Origin of the sequence: Psychrobacillus sp. FSL K6-2365 (assembly GCF_038003165.1) — a bacterium.
Taxonomy (GTDB): domain Bacteria; phylum Bacillota; class Bacilli; order Bacillales_A; family Planococcaceae; genus Psychrobacillus; species Psychrobacillus psychrodurans.
Map to the genome: position 1 here is coordinate 3,638,535 of NZ_JBBOOO010000001.1, position 23,369 is coordinate 3,661,903.

Sequence of the window (23,369 nt, forward strand, 5' to 3'; positions counted from 1 at the left end):
ATAAAAGCGCAAAAGTAAATCCGCTTTTTTTGGATATTTAATAATAGAAGGTTTTCGGGAGGTGATAAAATGAATTGTCCTAATTGCACAACAAAGTTAATTGATTTACGCTGTATATCAGTCATACATTACTTAGATTATGATTGTATTGGTACTTGCCCTGAATGTGAGAATACTTTTAGGTTTATCATTTATTTTGTTAAATGATATTACGATGAGCGCTTTAATCAGCGCTCAATTATATAATAAATAGCAATAAAAATAACGCTAACTAATGTTGCGTTAAATTGGTCATTCTATTACTTCTCTGTTTCTACTTGTGAAGCTAAATATTCCGCAACCGGCAATTGATATTGTTCCGGAAGATTTTCAATTTCTCGACTACCTGCTTTCACAAGAAAACCATATACAGGAATCATATATTGCAATACCATTACTCAACGCCTCCTTTCAATATTTTAATTTCTTCTTTCATTAACTCCATTTCAGCTTGTTGAGCCATAAACATTTCGTTCTGCATTGCAATTGCTTCAAATGCAGAAACCAATAAAGGGTCTGCAGTAGGTGGAAATACTTGTTCCAACTCACCGAAAGATCCATCCGGCAAACGTCTACGTATCTTCATTATTCAAACCCTCCCGAAATTAAATGGATAGATTCAGTTGAATCAATAGAGCTGCGAGTCATATTAAATTGGAATACGATATCATCTTTAGGCACATCTGAACTAATAGTAAATTCATCTTCCATGATCGTATTGGTGACTGGTGCAGAGTTGGTCTTTGTCATTTCCACAAAGTTTTCTGCTTCGTTTTTCATCACCATCGATGCTTCGGCAGTAAGTGATAGGTTGATATCTCTTTGAACCCAAATAATCACGTTTTTTGCACTGCCTTTTGGGGGCAATGCTTTATATCGTCTTACACTTTGTAAAAGCTCCGTTTTGCTAACTGCTTTATTAACTTTCAACGTTTTTTGAGAGGTGAAATTGAGACTGTCTGTAGCAAGTAGAATGATGGAATTCTCACCATCTTTCAAATTTGTTAAAGGAATATCGAAAGTAAATGTTCCACCTGGTCCATCATGTACTTGAACAGGATTGACTTCACCGATTTGGTATTTGACCACAATATTTCCGCCTTCAGGATCTGTTACACTACCAGTGATTGTAATATGGTCAGAATCTATTAATCCAACTTTTTGTGTGAAAGTATCAATTACTAAAGATGGTGGACGATTAGGAGTCACATAGAATGTACGAATCTGTTCAGCAGAAACACCACCTTGGTCATCCGATGCCCATACTCGCAATGTATTAGCCTGTCCTTCAACAAGATTTTCTAATAGGACAGTATTTCCATCCATAAACTTACTGTTTTTAACTTGCAATACTTTAGAAAATGGAATTGCCACTCCTGCTGATATTGCAGTTGCTATAGCTCTTGCAGTTCCTCCATTCAAGGAATATCTAACAGCAATAACGTTTCCAGCATCTATGTCATTTGCGCTTCCATCAATCGATATTGTGTCGTTTTCGTACAATGTTCTATTGTCACTGGTATTTAGAGTAACAATAGGATTTGAATTTGCTAATCCACCTCTTACATACCAAAATCCATCTGTATGCATACCGTCATTGGGATATGATCCATCTTCTGCAGCAATATTAGATTGAACTAAAGATCCTCGACCTTTTACTATATCTGTACTATACACAAACTCAACAAGACTGGTACCAGTTCCGGCATAACTTATTAAACCTTTATTTCCTAGACCTCCAAATTGATCGTTCACATAGATCGGTTCGGATTTATGTAATCCGACCGTTCTTTGTTCTCCAGTAGGAGTATATATCCCGGTATCAGGATCAAGAAAATATGACACTCTACCAGCGGCATTAGCACCTTCTCGCGTTATATATCTTGGACCGCTAAGTAATTTTTCAATGTGAATGTCCTTTAAATTGTATTTGCTATATAAATATCTAACCAACTATATCACCTCACTAACTGATAGATCGTATAGATTCCAAGATCCAACTTCTAATCTATTATTTAATTCATCCAATAACGCATTAGATCTGACCAGCTTAGAGCCTTTGACATAACCATTTACTAAAGCTGTCACTGTAATAGTTTTTGCATTTGTATCAATCGATTGAACCATTACAACTTCTACATTAGTACCATCAAATATTGTGTACTGCTTGAATGTCTCAAAACCTGTAACGCTTGCAAGTTTTAATGTTGTTGCTCCAATTACCGCTGCCTCTATTACATCGGTAGATGCATCTAACAGAACCAGTTTATTTAGTGTTCCATCAAGCGTATCAGCGAATGTTCCAGAGTTGCCTGGGTAACGACCTTCTAACTCCAATTGAACTTGCATTCGTCGAACTATTGAATACATTTGACGATGTTGCTCAAATGACAACCAAATACCTTGTTCAATGTTATTTGCACGCTTCGCATTAAATCGTGTACCTTCTTGCAATAGGTGACCAAGTTGACCCACAGGGATGGTAGGATCTACAATTCTATCTTCCCAATCCGTAGGTGCATATGGATTTTTCATAAAATCTATTGGCAATTAAATACCCTCCTCTACTTTCAGTGTGAATGGAAAGACAATCATAAAACCATCTGCACCTTTCTCAAACTGCGCTTCTCTCGTGACTAATTCACGACCATTTGCATCAATAAGAGATGCTTTTGTAATAGTTCCGGTTTCATTTTCCAAATACACGTATTTCTTTAATTCGGCACCGTTTTTTACTGTTTTATAGATATTTTTTGAAACTTCCATTCCATCTATAACTAGCTTTGCTGAATGTACTATTGAATCAATGTAGTTGATTGTTTGTTCAATTAAAATCTGTTGTACGCCCATTTAAAATACCTCCCCGGTGTAGAAGTTGTTACAACTTAAATATCCAACATCGAATTCGTAAACAAGTGACTCGAGTGTCAAATTGCCATTAACATTCATCCCACTGATTTCGTCAGTTTCGAAGGTATTACAAATTTGATACGGAACCTCAAAGTGATAAGTTTTTTGACTTAAAATTATAGTTTCTCTAAAAGAAATTATAAATCCATCAAACCATGAGCGAAGATTTTTATACTCATTTATTAACTTATTTACTTGTTGAAAGTTAATAGTGGTAAACGGTTCAATTTCAACTTGAAAATGATATGGATCGCCATCGTACTCCCACCATTCCTGAATAACACCATCAAGGTTTACCGTTGCTAGAGCCCTTTCAACTGATCCAGGGGTTCCTTTTAACGTGTGAAGTATCATTGAATTGTCTATAATTTTTCGTTTGATTTCAGGTGAAAAACTTTTATCATAGTAATCGACATGCATATCTGCAGCTAATGCATCTAATATATAGTCATCTTGTATTTCTGGATTCGATCTAAAATTTAGCTTTTCAATTAATGAATTGATAGAGTTTGTAGACTTATCTATAGCGAGAGCTGCAGCAACTATGTCTTTATCATCTCGTAGGTTTGTCGGCAATAAATCATACAGTCTAGATTCCTTTATATTAATCATTTTCCATCCCTCCAAAAACTAAGTTCACCAATCGATCCTTAGCTATTTCGGTATCTGCTATAATTGTATGGGTTGGCAGTGTTACTTCTACTCTTTTAGCTCCGGCCATTCTCAATTTGTGGACCAATTCGGAAGGGTTTATATCTCTTCCAATTTTTGTTTTTTGCCAATATAAGAATTGCTGAAATGCTTCTTCTATTTGGTTATGGACTTCCATTACTTCTCGCTCACTAGTTGAGATATAATAAGTTACTTGAGCGTCGTATTCAACCACCGTCGGTGAATGAGCTTGTACGTAATCGGTTAAGGGTCTAATATCTTTTGAAAAATATTTCTCAAACTCAACGAGAAATTCTTCGGAAGGTATAATTCCGCCATTTAGTATGACATAGATATTAACTATACCTGTCCCTTTAGGACTCAACACTTTAATATCACTAATCAAAGGGTTATAAGATAATGCGTGATAAATATAAGCCCCTTCTGGTCCAGCTATACTAAGTTTTTCAGGGGCAAGATAAACACGTTCACGGTATTTTTCGTCATCTTCTGCATCAACGCCACCTTGGGTTTCGTCTATATTTACTGCATCCACCATGAAAGGCAGTGGATCTACTATTATATTAATTGATCCCGGCAAGAATCTATTGCCGATTTCCCCCACCTCTTCGCACTCCACACTAATTATTAACTCGTCTTTGCCGGCAGGTAGTACATAATCTATCTTGGTTCTAAAAACCACATTACTTGGGGTCGAAAATCTAGTGAAAGCAGGAATAATCCGATTAGTCATATCGTTTTTAGAAAAACTTAGTTTCATTCTAGTAACAGCCGATTTTTCTCCTAGTCTTGGAGTTCTAGTGGAGCTACCCAAGTGCTCCAATGCATCACCCCGTGCATATTTAACTAAATTTTGTTTCGCTGTATCATTTACTAGATGTCTTAATTGGATTTCTCTTAACGCTTGTGTGTATAAAAAAATGCGTACTGGATCACCAGGTTGTAACACTTTACGAATACCGGTAGAATCAAAATACGCATTTTCATAATCCTTAACTATTTCTGATAAAATCACTTCTGGATTTGTTTCCACAAATGTTACGTCTGGTAAATCATTCAGATTCATACGATAACACCACCTTTGGATACAATATTCCTGTATCATCATCAACCACAAAGTTTACATTTTGGACTGTTGCCCTTGGCTCAAACTTTCTTAACTTCGTTATACACTCAACGGTATATAATTCACGAGCCTCTGGAATAGGTAAATCTAGTATTTCTGGAATCATTCCAAAACTTCTGTCGTATGGAACTTCCCCTTCAAAGGTGGTTAAAATAACCTTAGCATTCCTTATAATTTCCTTGCTCATAGGGGCGTCTTGATCTAATAGCACATTTACACTGTTAATATCTATCATTTAAAACACCTCAATATATTCTTCGAGAGTGATATCCACTTTACAACTGTAAAGCTCCCCTTTATTCCATATAATATCCCAAGAGCTAGAAACACTCTCTACAGTCCATTTATCCGTTCCTAATATCTTTCCGCCTATTACTAATAGACGGGCTTCTTGACGGTGCTTCATCCTATGCCAAACCTCTAATTCTGTACGTGGTTTAACTCCGTTTGCTGCAGATAAAAGAATCGTAAATGAAACGGTATCTAATTCTGGCCCAATATATTCTTTTATTGGTTTCCTTCCGATTACCCCGTGTTTTTCATTTCGCACGGTAGAATCATATTTCATATCACTAAAAGTAAGTATTTTTTTACTATTTGAAACGAATTTTACATTTCCAAAGTACCCAATCATGTGATCACCTAATTCGATATAGTGCCAGAAATTGTTCCAGAGACGGTAAGATTACCATTAATAGTGACATTTCCATTACTAGTAATACTACTGTTAATAGTCACTGGATTTTCTGCACTAATAGTAAGTTTATTATTTTTTAGATCATATTCTAACGTTAAACCATCATTGAATTTCTTTACAAACTTATTTTTATTCGGAATAGGTGGAGGATTTTCATTATTAAAATATGGTCCTAAACAAAAACCTTGCTGCAATCCGTTAGGTAAAAACAAACACACTACACTTTCTTTAATTTGTGGAAACCATTGCTCAGAGCTGAATAATGCCAAGTCTTCTGCCACCATGTCATCTCTATCTGGAAATGTTACACGAACAGTTCCTTCGTGCTCATTGATCCCATCTACTTCTCCTACTCTAATTAAATTATCGAGTTCATTCATTAGTACCCTCCTAACACTTTATGGACTTCTAGTGTAGTTTTATATCCTGATAAACTGTGAGAAGCCTTATCTACATAGTACTTACCACTAAAAACACCAAATCCAACTAACTCTATTGTGGAAGACGCAAGAATACGCGTATCTCCCACTAGTTCCAACGTCGCTGTAACCTGTTTTTTATTTTTCTTTCGAAGAGTACTTCGAGCAAGTCTAATTGCTTCTTCTTCATTCGCTACTCTTCGATTTAATTTATAAACCTTGTCTTTCTTTGGGTCAATCTCTCTAATGGCATATAGATATTCGATTAGTTTTGTCTTTTTAGAATCATAATATCTTAGGCTAACTCCTGCGTAACCAGTATCAGTCATGGTTGGTTTAAAGGAATAATTAAGTACCGTGCTACCACTTTCGTGGAAAGTGGCAATCGTTTTTTTTGACTCATAATCCTTTTCATTAAAGACGATTATCTGTTGATCTGTTACTTTAAAAGCAAATCCTTCATCCTCACATACTTGTTGAAAGAATGCTGCATCTGGGGACTCCGATTGTTCTACCTTTTTTAGCGTTGGATTTGTTTTGCTATCAAAAAATAACTGCAAACCATATCGATTTGCAATTTCTTTTGCTAACGCTTTAATTGTGATGTTTTTCCATGCTTTACTACGTTTAGTATGCATGAAGTTGCTATTGGCGGGAGTAGATATGCCTTTTAAAGTTATAACAGATGGTCTTCCACTATACTCTGGTTCATCTACCATAAATAATCCACAAGGAAGACGTTTTGTTTCGCCTTCCTTCCTCCAATTTATAGTGACTATATTAGCCTTTAGAGTGTCCCCTTGCTCAAAGTTCCACTTTTCTATCCATTTTCGTCTTGCATCATTTATAGAGATATCAATGCTATCAGCTTCACCGCTAGCATTGTCTGTATAATTAAATGAAAGTAGGTCTTTCGATAAAGTAGTGGTTATATCTATCCCTTGATAAAACACCTCCACATATGCTCTCCGTGCTAGCATTTATTCAACCTCGCTTCCATGGTGGCAAATCAGCAAATTGAGTTGCTGCCTCCACTAATGGTGTGTTTAATACAATCCCTGAAGAAAATATTAAGGTAGATACATATTGGGAATTAGCTTTTATTAAAATATCTGTGTGAAACTCGCTACCGTACACACTTTTTGAAATTGAATCCCACATATCACCTTGTACAGTTGTATATGGCATTACATCACCTCATTTACGGATTAAAACTCAATCGTTTGCGTTCTGCATCTAAATCTTTAGCAAAGCGTTTGAAATCTTGAAAACCTTTTTGTTGAACTTGTTCAATATCACTTTGGGAAGCGTTACCTTGTATGATGTATTGTGGATTGTAATGAATTTGATTTCCTCCACCATTAGGGCCGCTAGATTTAGATATACCAAGTAACGCATTTAGTTTAGAAAGTGGAAGAACTGCTTCCTGCTCTTTTCCCTCACCTATCATCGCTAGCGTAGCTCCAGTAGTCACTCCACCTTTAGCAAGCATAGGAATATTAGGTATACTAAACCCTATAGAATTACCACCGATTTCAGGTACCCATTCAGGTACATTCACCTTTAATTTATTAATTCCACCGATCATGGCATTGGCGCTCATAATTAAAGCATTTATTGCTCCGCGACCAGTAGCTTGTACTCCAGTAAATAAACCACTAACAAGCCCACTAACAGAGCTAGTCACAGACGTCACCAATCCTCTAAGAGCATTGAAAGGGGAAAGCATAGCTATTTGTATATTTGTAAATATAGTTTTAATAGAGCCTAATAAACCACTCATGAATCCTTTGATAGTGCCAATAAATCCACTTATTCTTGTAACAGCTCCGCTAATTACGGTAGATAATGTCGTGCCGATAGAACCTATTATGCTAGCAAATAAATTTCGAATAGCAGAGACCAAGGACATGAAGATGTTTACACCATATGTTCTTGCAGTTTGAAAAATGGTTATGAATCTACTAACACCCGACCTTGCCACACCTACAATGGAAGTAATTGCGTTCCAGATTGTTTTAAATATACCGGTACCAATTTTATAGAATCCATCCATAAACGTATGGTAATAATACTGGACATTGGTAGCGATTTTGGGCCCAAGTCCTTTAAAGAATGCTACGATTCCTTTCACCATGGTTCCTACACTTTTAACTAGCTTTCCTACCATCATTAAATTCCATAAATTCCATAGGAACTGAACAGCTCCTCCAAGAATTTTTTTAACACCTTCCCAAATACCCGACCAATTCCCTGTAAATAATGAAGAAAATACTTTGACGAGTCCTAAAATAATATTTAACCCACCTTGAATTACCCCTTTAACGTTATTCCAGAGTGATTTAATAATAAATAGTACAACTGGTGCTAAAACTTGAACTACTTTTATAATGAAAGAAAAAACGTTTTTAACTGCTTGTATTATTTCAGCTCCATTTTTATCCCAAAAAACTTTAATTTGAGACCATATATCAATAATAAAATTTACTGCATCCAATAAAATAGGGAGTACAATACCTTTTATAGCTTGAAAGGCAGGGGCAAAGAAATCCTTTAATTCATTTACTTTGGATGAGATTTTCCCGAAATACTCAATTGATTTCCCTGATACACTTTTCATTGTTTTTTGAACGACTGGCATAGAACTCTGTATACCTTTTACAGCCTTACGAAACGTCGGCATTAACTTATTGCCCAGTGGTTGTATCAAATGAATGTCTATTGTTCTTCCTACTGCCTTGAATACTTCCGGTAGTGTGTCAATCTTAGTGATAGCTAACGCTTCCATACTCTCTTTAGTCATATCAAATTGATTTTTCACTGTCCCCATCGCTGCAATGACATCGGCTTCTAAATCTTCAAATTGAGTTCCGAAAAGAGCTACACCAGTTTCATTTTTTTTCACTGGATCTTTCATTGAAGATATTGCTTGTACTACTTTTTGAAATGATTCTTGAGCTTTAGGTCCACCTCTAGCGAATGTTTGCATCATAGCATCAGAATTCATGCCTAAAGCTTTAAATGCGGCAGCAGATGTTTTAGAACCATCCTTAGCACGAATATTAAACTCTTTTACCGCATCTCCTACTTTGTCTAAATTAAAAGCTCCATTTTCTAAACCAGCACTAAATGTACTAAACATTTGATCCGCAGAAAATCCAAGCTTTGAAAAGTATGGGGAATATTCATTTGCACTATCGATCAATTCGTCAGATTTGTTTAACCCCTTTTTAGCTCCTTGGGCCAATAGATTGTAAGCTTGATCTGCTGTTATGCCAAAGTTTCGCATCATTGTATCACTTGCTTTAACAGACTGATTGATATCTTCGCCAAATACATCACGATATAGAATTGCATTTTGAGACGCTCTCTCTAGTTCTTTTCCGGATAGCTTTGTTACGCTTTGCACACTAGATATCGCACTCCCGAGATCTGCCCAATCTTCACCCATATTTTTTTGATAAAGATTCTTAGAAATCTTTTTAATTTCCGCCATATTTACAATGCTTTCGTCTGTACGGGCCTCAATCAACCCCATAGCGTCTGCAAATTCACTAGAACTTTTTAATGCGGCACTCATTCCAGCTACCAAAGATGTTGCCCCGGCTGCCACTGCTAAGATAGGACCTCTTAAAGCGGTGAACCCTTTACTTAGTCTTCCTGTACTGTTATTAAGATTTCTAGAGTTACTATTTAAGTCATTTACACTGTTACTGGCATTTGAGAAGGCGGAACGCATAGATGAATTGACTCTTGCACCCAGTTCAAAAGCAATTTCATAATTTCTTTGACTCATTTAGGTTTATTCACCTCCCCAATTTCATCAATGACATTTCTTAAATCATCTGGTCTTAATTTTTCAAAGTACTCAATACTTGTAAATGTAGATAAAGAAAGACGGACACACACTTTACGAAGTGTCTGTCCGTCTACTTGTTTTATATATTTATTACCCTTTAACTCAATGAATCCTAACTGTTGAAAAAACCCATTACTATACGTTTAAGTTTTACACCCTCAACAGCTGGTAACTGTTGAAAGAACTCTACTGGTTTATCGGAGGCTTGCGCTGCCACAATACAAGCATATCCTGTTGTCATTTCATTCATTACAGCGAATTGCCCAGTTTGTCCAAATAAAGCGTCAGCTTCAATTAGGTCCCCTGTTGTTAATTTCGTTATCCCTGAAATGTCCACATTCTTATATTCTTTCCCTTCGAAAGTAAAGGGATTTTTAAAATTCACTAAAAACTCGTTTGATGTTTGCTTCAAAATATTTCCTCCTCTTAGTTAGATAGCATTTCTAACTTCTGCTAGTATGTCTTCCCCATTAATAATGCAAATAAAGTTTAATTTATCGAATTCAAGCAAAACTTTACCGCTTTCTTCAACCTTGATATAGAGCACTTCCATTTTGTTAGTGGTTTCCGTAGGTGTTCCTACCCCTATTTTCCCTAACGATAAGCCTTTCGGGATGCCTCTAAAAGTAATTTTTAAAGGTCTTCTACTGACTTTCCCTTGTGCCATGTCAGTACTTTGTTGGGCTGCTCGTAATACAATCGACTTCCCTGCATTATTCATTAAATTGAAAGAGGTATCGGAAAGTGTTCTAAATTGGATTTCAATTTCTTGAGAACCAAAATGTCCTGGTGTCGGAGATTCATATTCTCCTGCAATTCCGGCACCACTAATTGTTTCTGTTAGTGATTCAAAATCAGGTAATGTGACTTCTCCTGCAACGCCTACCATTTTTTCTATGTCATTATACACATTATAATTCACAACTTTTTCTGGAATTACGTTACTCATTCTTATTCACCCCCTGTTAGACTTGCTTCTAAAATAGTTGGATCAAACTCTAAGACATTAACAATCTCTTCTGCAGGAGCAAAGAATCCTACTTTTTGAATGAATTGTATTTTCCCGCTTAAAATATTGTTAATTGGATTATCTATAGTACGGAACTCAATCTTCGCACCAGCAATAACACCAGAAGCTTGAAATCCATTGGATCTAATATTCTCTGAATCTACAATACTTTCTATTAAACGATAACTAATTGGTCCATCTAAGCTATCAAAGAAGTTTTGAATGAATGAATTACCCCACCAGTCAAACATACGACGAACTGGAATAAAGCGATCTTTAGGATCTGCAATAATTGGAATGTCTGCGTCAAACATTGCCGTATTGTTTCCCCAAATTCTCCATCCTCTCATATTTATTGCTGTTACCACACCTTTTGCGTTTAACACATTTGCTTCTACTTGATCTAGGAATACTTCATTCCCATCTTCGTTCACCATACTACTAATAGGTACCTTCATATTGGATGCGGACCGATAGGATATACCGTCATCATCTGCGTTACGTCTTGCGTATGCAGAGGCCACTACCGTACTGTAATTTATTACTTTTTTTCCTATCTTCACTTTTGGCCAGCAAGAGATAGAAGACTTGTCTACAAAATGATTATCTTCTTTAAAAGTCAACGCTTCTTCTTTTGTTTTTCCAGATAGATCTATAACGTTAGTAGCGTTGAAACATCCATTAATTTTATACGACTTAGCAACTAAGACTGCTGCAACTTCTGGTATATGCGAATAACCTGGCGCTAATAAAATATTTGGTACAACATTCAAAGTGGGGAAAATTGTTTTTGTTAACTCTAGCCCGCTATATGAATTATCCGTTGCATCATAACCGCCAATTATTTCTGACTCTTTAACCATCGATGGATCTAATTGATCATAATCTACTTTTACTGAACTTATAACAGTAGTGTTTGACAGAATGGAGATAACTACTTTTCCATCATTATTAAATCCAGCAATGTAATCTGTGTTCTTTACATAAGTAGTGACCCCAGTACTATCTTTAACTACTAATGAGTCTAAGATAATCCCTTCTTGATTAATAACACCTGTTTTATTAGTGATAGTGATACTTGCATCCGACACATTTTTTTTGTGAATTTTAGGATCTAGAACGTTTACAAAGACGAGTGGAGAAACTTTTAATACCTCAAAGTTCACAAACATTGCTTCACAAAGAGTGAATTTTTTAAAGTCATTAGAATATCCAAAATGTTTTTTTGCTTCCTCTAATGACCTTAATAAGATTGGTTTATCTACCTTAGAAGTTGAATCTGCCGCTAAGTTTACTGGTGCAGTTCCAAAAACCACCTGCACAGCAGACAATGTTTCTACTGGTTGTTCAATAGATGTTGGATTCTCTAATATTGAGATACCATGATTATAGGGCATTTACAATTCCTCCTTTCGTTACACTTAAAGCAAGGCTATATAGCTGGTGCTCTTTAGTGCCTTTGACGCCAATATTTCTTTGAACTATAGGAAGTTCCTTTGGTTCAATAAATAAGTTTTGAAGGATAGGCTGTACATTGATATATTTCTTTACATGTTCAGGTAATTCACCTTTAAAAACTTGAAATTGTTGCAAGTTTTTTAGTGATGGGCCAAAGTAAATTAGTTGTTTTTTTAAATTTTCATTTGTAGACGTTGCTTTAACGCCTGAATTCTTAGATGATGATGATTTCTTTACTTCTACCAATTGTTCTTTTACTTCACTCATATCATAGCCTCCACATCTTCACGCAAAGAGCGTGGTATCTCAAAAATTGTTTCTATCCACCCAAAGTAATATGGATAGTTGTCTTGATCGTTGTAAAACCACTTTAGTGATTCTGGTTTTAACTCAAATGTTCTGTCAATTTCAGGGTTTTTCAGTAAATCACTGTGTACTTTATCAATGATGTTAAATACATCTCGGTATCCTTGGTTGTCAGATGCACTATCATGAACCGCCACAATCAACAGCACTTTTACTTCCCCATTTTCACCTTCATCAATGTAAACTACGACGCACGGATAATTAGTTTCCTCACTATTTCTAGAGGATGATTTGGTTTTTCTTGGTATATGTTGCTCAAATACCTGAATTTCCTTAGTATCTCCTTCTTGAGATGGTAGTTTCATACCCGATAATACTTCTTCAATTCGTCTCTTTAATGCACCTTGCAGTTTTATAGGGATCATTTATCAAGCCCTCCCAAGAATACGATCTATTTCGTAATCTAATCGTCTATCAAATGTTTCTTGCCCCTCAAGCTGTATACGTTGAACAATATCTTCTCTTCCAATCATCTGAGGAATAGATGGACCGAATAAGCGCTCGATTGGTAGCCTTGTTTTTTTTACTCGAATAAATAGCTTTGGTCCATTTATATCTGTCATAAATGCACCTTTAAATTTCTTTGTTCCATCTTTTCTAACTGCTACACTAATTGTCGATTTTCTTTTTGGGTTAATTGACTTAGGACTGACTTTAAATTTATCTAATGGAATAACACCGCCAATAGAAGCAACGCTGGCACTTAAATTGCCTTTGTTTGCTCTATTTTTTTGTAGTGTTACATCAATATCTCCTGCTTTTATGTGGTACTCTTTGCGCACTTCTCTTTTAATATTTGCTTGCATGTTCGACATGCCTCTATTAAGTGCACTTGCCACCACATTGGGAGTCTTTTTTTTGAACTGGCCAAGTCTGTTTTGTATCTCATTCACTTGATTTTCGTTAATCACTACATTAAAATTCATCCGCTCACCCGCTCACCAGACACAGTAAGTAAACCTACGTCTTCTTGGACGTCTGTTATCTTCCAGTCGACATTGTCAAATACCACTAAATTATCAGGTCGGGGATAAAATGATAGTGCATTTTTTTTAACATAAAAAAGGAGTTCCTCAGTATGGAACCCCTCTGCACCTTTAAATAACTTTCGTTCAACCATCTTTTCATCATCCATTACAACTACTACTAATTCATCCTCAATTAATATAGGAATACCAAATTCATTTGGATTAAAAAAAACTGAATCCAAATCTGATTCAGTGAAATCTTTAAAACTAGGCATATAAATACCCCCTTAGTCTTCTAATTGATCTAAGAAGAATTGTGCATTTTCAGTTTTAATGATTAATTCAATTAATGCTTTCTTTGAAATATTACCTTTAAAATCTAATCCTTTTTCATTTGCACCATCCACTAGTTCTTGATATTCAAAATTTATATCCAGTGTAACTTCTACTGGTTCCTCATCCTGTGTTTGATGACCCGAATTTGAACTAGAACCTGAATCAAGGACTGAAACTGTTTCCTCTTCTTCTTTAGTCGCTTTTGTGATAGCGTTCATTGTTAGCAACCGTCCAGCTTGTTGTTCTGTCAATTCTGATTCTGGAATAAATTCTTTTTCTAAATAACGCTTTCCATTATGTCGAATTGGTTTTCTATTAACTGTATATCCTTTTATCATTTTTCATCTTCCTTCCCTTAAATTACTGTTGCTACGAACCAAGAATCAACATTTTTTGGCAGAGGAACTGGACGTGAAGTTAAGCGCACCATTCTTGCATCGCTTTCTACGTTTGCCCAAAACTTCGGTACACGTGAACCTTCATATGTCACGAATTGACCCGCTTGTTCCAATTGGGTTACGGATCCGTAAACAAAACCTCCTAGTCCAATATGTGCCATTAATATTTTGTCACTTGGAACAAATGGTTTTTCAATATTATCTTCATCAACGTACCAATCATTGTATAAGTAAAGCTCTAAACCAAGCTCTGGCAATTTTCCGATGAAAGAAACATGATCATCTTGTAAAGTAGGTTGAATATGCCCTAATGACACATTCAATTTATTAAATAACTCAATAACTTTTGGGTTATTCATGAATTCTTTATATGCATCATTTCCGAAAATAACAATATTCGGTGCTACGCTGCTTTTTTGTAATGTTTCTAAGCGAGCTTTACGCAAGTATTCATATGGGTTTGAATTAGGATCAGTCCATAAATCTGTACCACTAAGAACATCAAAGTTATCAAAGCCATAGTCAATTTCTTGTTCAATGTAATCTTTGAATGTGTTGTCGGCATACCCTTTTACAACAACTTTCCCTTCAAATAATAACTCTGATACCATCCACTCTTCACGACGGTCAATATGTTCGCCTAAGTCCTCTAAATCTTTTGAAAGTAATTCAACTTGACGTTCTGCAGGTGTTTTTTTACTATAAACTGTTTCACCCATACTACGTTGATTAATATCATCGATTGTCATTACACGTTGAGGAGCTATACGTGGTGGGGCTAATTCTTTTGTTGTAAAACCTTCACGAGATACTGTAACACCGCCAACTCGTGGCGCAACAAACGGAGCCATTTTTCGACGTCCTTTTTTGTAATCTAATTCAACTTTTTCAGTAATTTCCGTTTGATCATTTAGTCGCGGGAAAAATGTGTCACGTAAAAAGCTTGATGCATGTGGCATTACCTCCACTGCTGGTAACATTGTGCGTGTTTGATATAAGTTTGTCATTGTTATAACCCCTCCAAATTAAAGTACTGCTTTAAGATACAGTCCGAATTTTTTTAAGTCTGCCTCGTGGTCATCGATTTTACCTGCTCCATCAATAATTAGTGCAAAGCGATTAAATGCACCAGATGCATAAGTAATAACACTTATTGGATCACCGACCACAGTTCCTGTATCTATGTCATCCGCCAAAATATACTCAGCTGTGGCAGCCGTAGTACCACCAACTAAAATAACTTTTCCATCTGCAGCTTTTCCGAGAACTGATCCACGCAATAAAACTCCTTGTCCAGATTCAATTGAAACAACTGATTTTAAAACTGGAATAGATGCATCGGCAATTAGACCATCATATTCAAATTCACTTGTACTATTTACTAGATTCATATTATTTACCTCCCCATAGACTAACTAGTGCTGAAACTGCTTTATCTTCGGCCGTTACGTTATCGGTTTCTGGTGCTGCGCTTGGTGTTACTTGGTTTAATGGCTGCGCATCTTCTTTAGCGTTCTTCAAATGATTGCTACCAGCTTCTTTTTGAGCTTTAATCATTTTTACTGCTAGTTGTTCAGCTGTTACTGGTGTCTCATATTTTGCTGCTTCCACCATTGATTCGTTGCCAGGTAATGCCATTTCATCAATCGCTTTCATACGTTCGTTCTCAGCCTTTACACCATCTGTAAATCCTAAGTTTTTAACTTCCTTAAAAAGTTCTGGGTATTCGTTTTTCAATTTTTCTAAATCCATTATTGAATCCTCCTCTTTCACATTCGTTGTTGGAACAATTGGTGTTGCTGAATTAACTGTTTGTAGAGACTTGTCTCTTGCAAGCTCATTCCTTACCTTTTCTATTACTTCAGGAGGTAATAGGCCATTAACTAGTTCATTACTGCCATCTGCCACCGCTAAAGGCTGATTTTCAAACATCACATTGTCTATAAATCCATGTTCCAATGCTTGTTGGGCAGTTAACCACGTTTCTTTATCCATCATGACTTTTAGTTCATCAGAGCTTTTTTTGGTTTTTATCATGTATGCATTAGCAATTGATTGATTAACATTTTGTAGAAATTCTGATGTATGATCCATATCTCTATAATCACCTGATGCAATTGTTGAAGCATTGTGAAGCATAAACTGACCAGTTGGAGCCATTAATACATTACCATCATCACCTGCCATAGCTACTACACCCGCAGCCGATGCTGCCATGCCGACTATGTTTATTACTACCTTACCTGAGAATGCCCTTAAGCTTGAATACATTTCAGATGCTGCAAAAACGGACCCACCACCACTATTAATAAAAACATCAATTTGTTTTGAATTAGTCCCCTCCGCTTCCTCGATTACTGAATTTACTTTGCTCGGACTTACTGCTGGTATACCAAACCAGTCATATATCCATTGATCAGCATCACCGACAATTGGGCCCTTGATATCAAGTTTCATCTTCTTCCACCTCCTCTCTAATGATATTTTTAATTTCTAGCTATTGAAGCATTTGCCCACATTACAGAGTCTTCTAATTGAGTCATTGCTACCGATTTTTCTCGACTCTCTGGGCAAACTTCATTAATTAAATATGCTAATTCTTTAGCTTTTTCTCGAATAGATTCATATTTCTCTGGTTGCCCCTCTTTTGGTGAATGGTATTTGAAACTATTTTCAATTTTGGAGTTATGCTTAGTGTTACTTGTCATCTCTGTCATCCTCCTCGTCATCTTCCTTTTCCGGTTCTAACACCGGTGTAGGTTGTTTCATACTTGCAGGATCTAACCCTGCCTCACGACGTGCTTTTTCTTCACGTACACGCAAACTATGATTTTCAAAGAAATTTGTACCAGTTAATTCATTTGCTTCTCTTGTCCGTGTACTTAAACCTTCATCAATACGTTTAGATGCAGCATTTACTTCTTTCAATGGATCTAATTGACCCTGTGTTGGTCCGTGCCACTCTGCTTTTGAATATGATTTTCTTACCATAGGATCTGTAAAATAACCCGGTGCATAGATACGACCTTTCGCAATGCCTTCAACTAAGAACTCTTCATAAATTGGTTGACAAAAATTCGTAGCCACAAACTGACGTCTACGCTTAAACATTTTCCAAGCCTCTAATAATGCACCACGTGAAGCTGAATAACTCGATGTAAAATGTTTCATCAACACTTCGTAAGGAATTTCAAGTGCTACTCCTATTTGACGGCACATACTTGTAACAAATCCGTCAAATGCCACATTTGGTCTACCAGGATTTGATTCTTGTATTTTTTCGCCCTCTCGTAAGAAATTTACTGTTCCATTCCCTACTTGAATATCTTCATCGGATTCATTTCCAAAATCAATTTCATCTTCTGGTGAAATTCCACGACCAATTGTGTCTGCTTCAGGTGATTCGCTCGTCACAAACAATGTATACATCCCAGAGATAACTGCAGCCATTAGTTCTGCGTCAGAATATCTAGTCAGTTGTTTTAACGTCTCTATAACTGGCGCAAGAATGGGTACACCTCTTCGTTGTTCCGGTCTTTCCATCTCAATTAAATGTAATATGTTTGGTCTCCCACTATTTTTTCCGTATTTTTCTATACGAATCCATTTATTTTGTACGGAAGTTATTGATTTAGGGTGTTTATCAGCAACATGGTATGCAATTACTTCACCCTTTTTATCTGTTTCAACGCCATTTACAATAGTGGTATCTGTATATGTTTCAAATCCACCTGGAGAACATATTCTGTCAGCTTCGAGTAATTGTATTGTTAATTCATAAGGTACTCCAACACGTTTGTGATATGGCAAAGTTGCAAATGTGTCACCAGAAACAAGCATTGATAAAAAAGATAACTGCTGTAATTGGTAAAAGTCATTCATTCTAGTAACATCACAAGATTTTGATTCAGACCATAATGCAAATTCACGTTCAACATGCGTTTCCCATGCATCTGCCTCTTCTTCTGTTAGATTTAAAAACTCCGCATCAATGGAAGCGTTTAGTCGTAACCCAGAACCAACAACATTAGTTACAAGCGTCCGAAGTGCTCCTGTCGAAATGGGTGAACCCATATAGAGATCCCTTGAACGTTCACGTAATGTCCCAATGTTGCGTTCGATATCTTCTAATGGAGAACCAAGGGAACTTATCCAACCTTCTAAGCTTTTTCTAGTCCGGCTAGCTCCATGACGACCGTAACCTTGTCCTTCTCCAACTTGATTGTTGGGAGCTTTTCGACTTGAATGTTGTTTTATTGTTGATATAGGTTCCTCATTTTCGGTTCTTATTGAATCCACTTTTTCATTTAGCAATTGATATTCACCTCATTTCTTTTATAAATCTCGTGGTATATAACGCTTTGCACGTCTAATTCGACCGCCACTAGTTGTAATGGTTAGTGCGGCAACTTTTTTTTCCCAATAATCTATTTGCTTTCGTATTTCTGCTAAATTTGCTCGTGTAAGTGAACGAGAACCAATTGAATAACTTTGACCAGTAGAAACTGCTAATTCTGCATCTAACCATGCATCATAATGGGTTTTTGCACGTTCTAAGGTAATCATCTAGCTCGCACTCTCCTTTTTTTCTTCTTCTTTTTAGCTTCGTTTTGGAAATATTCAAGCTCTAAGTTGGGATTCAGAAATTCTAAACAAGCTAAATTGTATACTCGAAGATCAAAAGGTTCGTTTCGAGCTCGTATTTTTACCCATACATTGTAAGGAATCCCTCGTTCATAACGTGTTTCTAATCGCTCTGCAGTTAAACCGTTAAAATATTGTTCGTGATACCCTCTCCCTTTTGGGAAGTGGCAATAGTTAGGGCCAAAGTCTGTCTGCTGTAAGTTGCTTAAAACTCTATTTTTCCCATCATTTACACCCAAAGAAATAAGATAATTTCGGACAACTTTAGTTCGACTTATACCATTAATCAAAGGAACGTTTTCACCCTTTTTAGCTGATGCCCCTTTAATAGCATGAACTCTTTTCAATTCATGCTTTCGAGTAAATTTATATACTTCTTGGGTAAAGTGACCTCCTGAATCCATAAACGCTCCAACGATACCAAAACGTTTGCCGTCTCTTTTAGACCAGGTACGACTTAAGTATTCGCTTAGTTCGTCCCAAACTTGAGGCCGCTTTAAATCACCAGGAATGATATGGTACTCAATACCCCAAGATTCTTTCGATTTCCCCCAACCCATTACTTCAATTTCAAAACGATCATCTTGCACATCGATAGCTGCAGTTAAAATATTTACACCATCTGGAACTTCAGCTTCGTAATCTTCTTGTCTACTCATCAGTTCATGTTCGTTTACTTCCTTGCCTTCTTCCTCCCAAACCTCACCTAGTGATGTATTAATAAATACTTTTAATTCCTCTTTGCCATTTTTTAATGCTGATTTAAAGGCAACAATAATTTCTTCCCATTTACGCCATGGCGATAATAGTTCGTTTAAGTGGAATCCTCGTTTGAGAGCATCAGGAACTTCAGCAATCCAACGACCTTCTTGGTTTTTCCACTCAAATTGAGTATGCATAGAGCCACATTCAATACATGCGTGTGTGACAGATTCAAAATGAATTTGTGCCCATTTTAAAGGTTGTTCATGATTACATGATGGACATGGTAAGTGATATCGTTCTTTTGTACTCGATTCAAACTCTTTTTCAATTCTGGATGTACCTTTATCCGTTGGTGTCGATACTTTTATCTTTTTACGATTGTAGAAAGTAGTTGTTCGTTTTTCCGCTAAAGATAATGGGTCACCCTCACCACCTGCAGAAGCTGGAAAACGATCAATTTCATCTGCTAATAAAACACGAATAGGACGCGATGCTAATCCAGAAGGCGCATTTGCACCAGCTAGTGCTACAAATCCACCTGGAAACGATTTTTGTAAAATTGTATTTTCACCATCACGTGATTTCGAATTTGAGACTTTATTTCTTAATGATGGGCAAGCTCTGAACATAGGTGCAAGACGTTCTTTTGAAAAGTTCTTTGCAGCTTGTTCAGTTGGTTGCAACATCATTATTGGATAAGGTTCCATGTCTATAAAATAGCCTAGGCCATTTAATAGTATTTCTGATTTCCCTACTTGCGCTGAAGACATAATTACAATATCTTCATAGCGTGGATCTGTAATAGCATTCATAATTTCGCGTTGATACGGAGCTCTACTTGTATCCCATTGTCCAGGTTCAGCAGAAGTTTCTGATGGTAGCACTCGGAATTTGTCAGCCCATTCCGAAACTGTTAAATCAGGTGGAGGAGACAAGTTTTCTTTAATACTATTTTGAATTAGCTTTAATGTTGCTAAGTATTCTTTACTCATTCAATCCATCTTCTTCTTCAATAAATACATCTTCTGAGTAAAAATCCTTTGCGTTATATTCCGCTAATTCTGTCATTGCTTCGTGTATTCCTGATTTCAGTATGTCTCTGATTTCTGTTAAATCTGTTTTACCAGCTACACGAGATGCCATTTTGGACGGGAATGCTAAGAGTTTACCTCTGAAATGACCTAACATTTCATTCATTACACGTTCAACATCTTCTGAACGGTGTAAATCCCCCCTCATAACTTGTACCTGCAGCTCCGTTTTTTCACGTCTAGCCCTTGTCCAATAAGCTTCTTCAACTGTTTTATCAACGACTTCGGTACGTTTGCTATCTAAATAAGCAATGTATGCTTTAATAGATTTCGGTAAATCATACTTCCCATGCGATACCCTAACCACTGCATTTTCTTTCGTATATTGACGGATTCGAGCCTCTGAAACACCTAAGACTATCGAAATTTCTTTGCTACTAACAATCCACGCTGAATCCTCTGAAGCTTTACGTGCCAAGCACTCTCACCCCTTTCAAATTATTAAATTTACATTTTTTTTTTCGAAAACGTAAATCACCGTTTTCGTTTTGTAACTAGACGACTTTCGGGCTCGAAAGCACCCGTATGTCAATTTAAAACCCAGGAGAACCTAGTGTTTTTCTATTCATTAATTGAATATCATATACACCCTCATTCATATGTCATGAACCCTTGTAGTTAAAGGGTCCACGACTCACACAAGGAGGTGTTTACTACAAGAAGTATGCAATGTTTTAATCATTGCCCTTCACTCTTAGTGGGCAGTTGCTTACATCAACCCTTTGAGTTCTCTTCAAGACATAGGGAGTTGAACTCATTTACAAACGCTCAAAGCTTGATAAATCAACAAACTAAAAAGTAATTTCATTTCAGTTCTGTTAATACTCTTATTGAAGGGAAGTAAAACGATAATAGAACTGTTAGAACTAACAATCGTTGGTAGTTCTATAAAATAAAAGGCTATGTTAAAGGTAAGGGTTGATTATTCGTGAGGTTATATAGTTTGTGAAATGTTACACTTAAACTAACGGGGCAGTTTAGTTGAATAACGGAGTAACAAAACTAATGTCGAAAACGACTTATTGAAATGGGAGGGATATTTTGAAGACTCATAAACTACTTTTCGTTATGGTTGTTTTATTTTTATCAATAGTCGCAGGTTGTTCAAATAAAATAGTGAATGTAGAACAAAAAATTGAAGTTCAAAAGCGTATTGACGATGAAAACAATTATAAAGATTTCAAAGTAATTTCGGATAATGATGAAGTCCAAAAAGTGGAAGAGATAGTATTTGATATTGAATGGGAAAATGCAAAAGTACAGATGGAACATCCTGCTGATTATAGGTTTATATTTCAGTATAAAAATCCTAATATAGTAGCTAAAGCTGCGTCATATAAACTTTGGATAAGTCCTAATAATGACGTAGTCGAAATTGTAATGGAAGATGATGCATACGCTAAACTAAATAAGGAAAATTCAAGTATTTTAATTGAAATTTTAACGGGCGAAAACTTACCAAACTAAACACCCCTTGTTCAACTAACGGTGTGCTTTAGCAAAACATGGCCATCAATTCGATGGTCTATTTTTTATGTCCAAAACATTAAGTTGAACTCAATATGCATTGTGAAATGTTACACTTAAACTAAAGGGGCAGTTTAGTTGAATAAGCAGGTATTTTTAGAAGGTTGTAGAAGTAGTTATTGAAAGGGGAATTATTTTTTAATATTTAAGAAAACAGCCATAAATAAAGATAAAGGAATGAACTATATGTCAAAAAAAGTGAAATTAGCTTTATATGCTGTTTTAATAATCACTGTCATACTTATTGTATTAGGCATTATGGCAACCTTTAATCCTGAGTCTGTATAGGGAGGCAGCTCTCTTTGGGAATTAATAGAAACCACTAGACAGTAAGGATATACGTGGAATAATAGTTTTTCCTTACTTAATTAACGGGTGCTTTACTTCAAGAAGGAGTAAAGCCTTTTATTATTAAAGTAAAGTAAGCAGGTTACTTGAAGAAGGGATTTAAGTGGGAATCGTAGAATAAGTTACCTAATGATGTTTCGCTTACTTATACAAAATATATTAAATGAGGTGAATTTAATTGAGGATAGGTAATCAATTAGTTATTGAATGGACCATTGCGAGAGTTTACGAGGATTTTTCTTTTTCAAAGGCACTAGATAATGCCATAAAGCACGCAAGTTTAAATGAAGGGGAATCGGTCGAACTTCACCAATTAGTAAACGTTGGTGAATTTAATAATGAAAAAGTATTTTTGATTATTTTAAATGTTATTTCCAGTAAAGACTAGAAGTTATTCAACTAACGGGTGCTTTAGTCAAACAAGGCCATGATTTCGATGGTCCCTTTTTTTATCCAAAACACCAAGTAGATCTCAGAAATCCATTGTGAAATGTTACACTTCAACTAACGCGGCAGGTTAGTTGCATAAGGGTTAGTAAGAATCGTATTTATTATAAAAATCTTAGCTATATTATTAAGTTCCATTAGAGATGATTTAAATATTTATTGTGTCAAAAAAGATGTTCTCTACTTTTGTTTGGATTTCATATGATTGCTGATTTATTCAGCATAATTTTAATGGGTTTTAGGGGATGGGTTGACGCTATGGGGTAAGCTGATTTTTTAAAAAAAGAAGATAGAAGTAATAATCAAGGTATTGACGTTGTTCCCAAGACTGTGCTGCAATAAGCGCGTAT

The 23,369-nt window shown here is 36.0% G+C and carries 31 protein-coding genes; 2 read left to right on the forward strand and 29 right to left on the reverse strand.

All coding sequences use genetic code 11. The features are described 5' to 3' along the window. Positions 1–299 precede the first annotated feature (299 nt). From MKY29_RS18280 to MKY29_RS18420, 29 genes are all read right to left on the reverse strand, one after another. Entirely contained in the window at positions 300–434 is a 135-nt protein-coding gene (locus tag MKY29_RS18280; RefSeq protein WP_340844853.1) for a CD1375 family protein, read from the reverse strand. Next, positions 434–625 carry a hypothetical protein gene (locus MKY29_RS18285; protein ID WP_340844854.1) on the reverse strand — a complete coding sequence of 64 codons (192 nt, stop codon included), beginning with the start codon at positions 623–625 and terminating at the stop codon, positions 434–436. The genes MKY29_RS18280 and MKY29_RS18285 overlap by 1 nt, the downstream gene beginning before the upstream one ends. After that, complete coding sequence (locus MKY29_RS18290; RefSeq protein ID WP_340880465.1) at positions 625–1,992, reverse strand: hypothetical protein; 1,368 nt, start codon at positions 1,990–1,992, stop codon at positions 625–627. Before MKY29_RS18290 ends, MKY29_RS18285 begins: the two co-directional genes overlap by 1 nt. Continuing rightward, positions 1,993–2,589 carry a hypothetical protein gene (locus MKY29_RS18295; RefSeq protein WP_340880466.1) on the reverse strand — a complete coding sequence of 199 codons (597 nt, stop codon included), beginning with the start codon at positions 2,587–2,589 and terminating at the stop codon, positions 1,993–1,995. After that, positions 2,590–2,889, reverse strand: coding sequence for a hypothetical protein (locus MKY29_RS18300; RefSeq protein WP_340880467.1), 300 nt, complete (start codon positions 2,887–2,889; stop codon positions 2,590–2,592). Then, complete coding sequence (locus MKY29_RS18305; RefSeq protein WP_340880468.1) at positions 2,890–3,561, reverse strand: phage tail protein I; 672 nt, start codon at positions 3,559–3,561, stop codon at positions 2,890–2,892. Continuing rightward, complete coding sequence (locus MKY29_RS18310; protein WP_340880469.1) at positions 3,554–4,687, reverse strand: baseplate assembly protein; 1,134 nt, start codon at positions 4,685–4,687, stop codon at positions 3,554–3,556. The genes MKY29_RS18305 and MKY29_RS18310 overlap by 8 nt, the downstream gene beginning before the upstream one ends. Continuing rightward, the gene (locus MKY29_RS18315; RefSeq protein ID WP_340880470.1) at positions 4,674–4,982 is read right to left on the reverse strand and encodes a hypothetical protein; all 309 of its coding nucleotides are present in this window, start codon (positions 4,980–4,982) and stop codon (positions 4,674–4,676) included. The genes MKY29_RS18310 and MKY29_RS18315 overlap by 14 nt, the downstream gene beginning before the upstream one ends. Further along, entirely contained in the window at positions 4,983–5,381 is a 399-nt protein-coding gene (locus MKY29_RS18320; RefSeq protein WP_340880471.1) for a phage tail protein, read from the reverse strand. Between the two features lie 8 nt (positions 5,382–5,389). Then, a complete protein-coding gene (locus tag MKY29_RS18325; RefSeq protein ID WP_340880472.1) occupies positions 5,390–5,824 on the reverse strand; it encodes a hypothetical protein in 435 nt (144 codons plus the stop codon). After that, positions 5,824–6,843 (reverse strand): phage late control D family protein, encoded by a 1,020-nt coding sequence (locus MKY29_RS18330; RefSeq protein ID WP_340880473.1) that lies wholly within the window; start codon positions 6,841–6,843, stop codon positions 5,824–5,826. The genes MKY29_RS18325 and MKY29_RS18330 overlap by 1 nt, the downstream gene beginning before the upstream one ends. A gap of 4 nt (positions 6,844–6,847) precedes the next feature. Then, positions 6,848–7,051: a tail protein X gene (locus MKY29_RS18335; RefSeq protein ID WP_340880474.1), complete on the reverse strand. Its 204-nt coding sequence runs from the start codon at positions 7,049–7,051 to the stop codon at positions 6,848–6,850. 13 nt (positions 7,052–7,064) lie between these two features. Beyond that, entirely contained in the window at positions 7,065–9,659 is a 2,595-nt protein-coding gene (locus MKY29_RS18340; RefSeq protein WP_340880476.1) for a phage tail tape measure protein, read from the reverse strand. A 175-nt stretch (positions 9,660–9,834) separates the two neighbouring features. Further along, positions 9,835–10,134, reverse strand: a complete 300-nt coding sequence (locus MKY29_RS18345) for a hypothetical protein (RefSeq protein ID WP_340880477.1) — start codon at positions 10,132–10,134, stop codon at positions 9,835–9,837. 18 nt (positions 10,135–10,152) lie between these two features. Then, the gene (locus MKY29_RS18350) at positions 10,153–10,671 is read right to left on the reverse strand and encodes a phage major tail tube protein (RefSeq protein ID WP_340880478.1); all 519 of its coding nucleotides are present in this window, start codon (positions 10,669–10,671) and stop codon (positions 10,153–10,155) included. Between the two features lie 2 nt (positions 10,672–10,673). Further along, positions 10,674–12,128 (reverse strand): phage tail sheath family protein, encoded by a 1,455-nt coding sequence (locus tag MKY29_RS18355; protein WP_340880479.1) that lies wholly within the window; start codon positions 12,126–12,128, stop codon positions 10,674–10,676. Beyond that, positions 12,118–12,456, reverse strand: coding sequence for a hypothetical protein (locus tag MKY29_RS18360; RefSeq protein ID WP_340880480.1), 339 nt, complete (start codon positions 12,454–12,456; stop codon positions 12,118–12,120). The genes MKY29_RS18355 and MKY29_RS18360 overlap by 11 nt, the downstream gene beginning before the upstream one ends. Next, complete coding sequence (locus MKY29_RS18365; RefSeq protein WP_340880482.1) at positions 12,453–12,920, reverse strand: hypothetical protein; 468 nt, start codon at positions 12,918–12,920, stop codon at positions 12,453–12,455. The genes MKY29_RS18360 and MKY29_RS18365 overlap by 4 nt, the downstream gene beginning before the upstream one ends. Positions 12,921–12,923: 3 nt before the next feature. Beyond that, the gene (locus tag MKY29_RS18370) at positions 12,924–13,481 is read right to left on the reverse strand and encodes a phage tail protein (RefSeq protein ID WP_340880483.1); all 558 of its coding nucleotides are present in this window, start codon (positions 13,479–13,481) and stop codon (positions 12,924–12,926) included. Further along, positions 13,478–13,798, reverse strand: coding sequence for a hypothetical protein (locus MKY29_RS18375; protein WP_340880484.1), 321 nt, complete (start codon positions 13,796–13,798; stop codon positions 13,478–13,480). The genes MKY29_RS18370 and MKY29_RS18375 overlap by 4 nt, the downstream gene beginning before the upstream one ends. 12 nt (positions 13,799–13,810) lie before the next feature. Continuing rightward, entirely contained in the window at positions 13,811–14,197 is a 387-nt protein-coding gene (locus MKY29_RS18380) for a hypothetical protein (RefSeq protein WP_340880485.1), read from the reverse strand. A 17-nt stretch (positions 14,198–14,214) separates the two neighbouring features. Then, complete coding sequence (locus tag MKY29_RS18385) at positions 14,215–15,264, reverse strand: major capsid protein (protein WP_340880486.1); 1,050 nt, start codon at positions 15,262–15,264, stop codon at positions 14,215–14,217. Positions 15,265–15,282: 18 nt separating this feature from the next. Further along, positions 15,283–15,648 (reverse strand): head decoration protein, encoded by a 366-nt coding sequence (locus MKY29_RS18390; protein ID WP_340880487.1) that lies wholly within the window; start codon positions 15,646–15,648, stop codon positions 15,283–15,285. 1 nt (position 15,649) lies between these two features. Then, positions 15,650–16,714 (reverse strand): head maturation protease, ClpP-related, encoded by a 1,065-nt coding sequence (locus MKY29_RS18395; protein WP_340880488.1) that lies wholly within the window; start codon positions 16,712–16,714, stop codon positions 15,650–15,652. 29 nt (positions 16,715–16,743) lie between these two features. Further along, positions 16,744–16,965, reverse strand: coding sequence for an Acb2/Tad1 domain-containing protein (locus tag MKY29_RS18400; RefSeq protein WP_340880489.1), 222 nt, complete (start codon positions 16,963–16,965; stop codon positions 16,744–16,746). Then, positions 16,955–18,571 (reverse strand): phage portal protein, encoded by a 1,617-nt coding sequence (locus MKY29_RS18405; RefSeq protein ID WP_340880490.1) that lies wholly within the window; start codon positions 18,569–18,571, stop codon positions 16,955–16,957. The genes MKY29_RS18400 and MKY29_RS18405 overlap by 11 nt, the downstream gene beginning before the upstream one ends. 21 nt (positions 18,572–18,592) lie before the next feature. After that, positions 18,593–18,823 carry a DUF6148 family protein gene (locus tag MKY29_RS18410; RefSeq protein ID WP_340880491.1) on the reverse strand — a complete coding sequence of 77 codons (231 nt, stop codon included), beginning with the start codon at positions 18,821–18,823 and terminating at the stop codon, positions 18,593–18,595. Continuing rightward, positions 18,820–20,598 (reverse strand): phage terminase large subunit family protein, encoded by a 1,779-nt coding sequence (locus MKY29_RS18415; RefSeq protein ID WP_340880492.1) that lies wholly within the window; start codon positions 20,596–20,598, stop codon positions 18,820–18,822. Before MKY29_RS18415 ends, MKY29_RS18410 begins: the two co-directional genes overlap by 4 nt. Further along, a complete protein-coding gene (locus MKY29_RS18420; protein WP_340880493.1) occupies positions 20,591–21,115 on the reverse strand; it encodes a hypothetical protein in 525 nt (174 codons plus the stop codon). The genes MKY29_RS18415 and MKY29_RS18420 overlap by 8 nt, the downstream gene beginning before the upstream one ends. Before the next feature lie 623 nt (positions 21,116–21,738). Here MKY29_RS18420 and MKY29_RS18425 point away from each other — a divergent pair. Beyond that, positions 21,739–22,164: a hypothetical protein gene (locus MKY29_RS18425; protein ID WP_420877850.1), complete on the forward strand. Its 426-nt coding sequence runs from the start codon at positions 21,739–21,741 to the stop codon at positions 22,162–22,164. Positions 22,165–22,750: 586 nt separating this feature from the next. Further along, positions 22,751–22,960, forward strand: coding sequence for a hypothetical protein (locus MKY29_RS18430; RefSeq protein WP_093496779.1), 210 nt, complete (start codon positions 22,751–22,753; stop codon positions 22,958–22,960). The last annotated feature ends 409 nt before the right edge of the window (positions 22,961–23,369 follow it).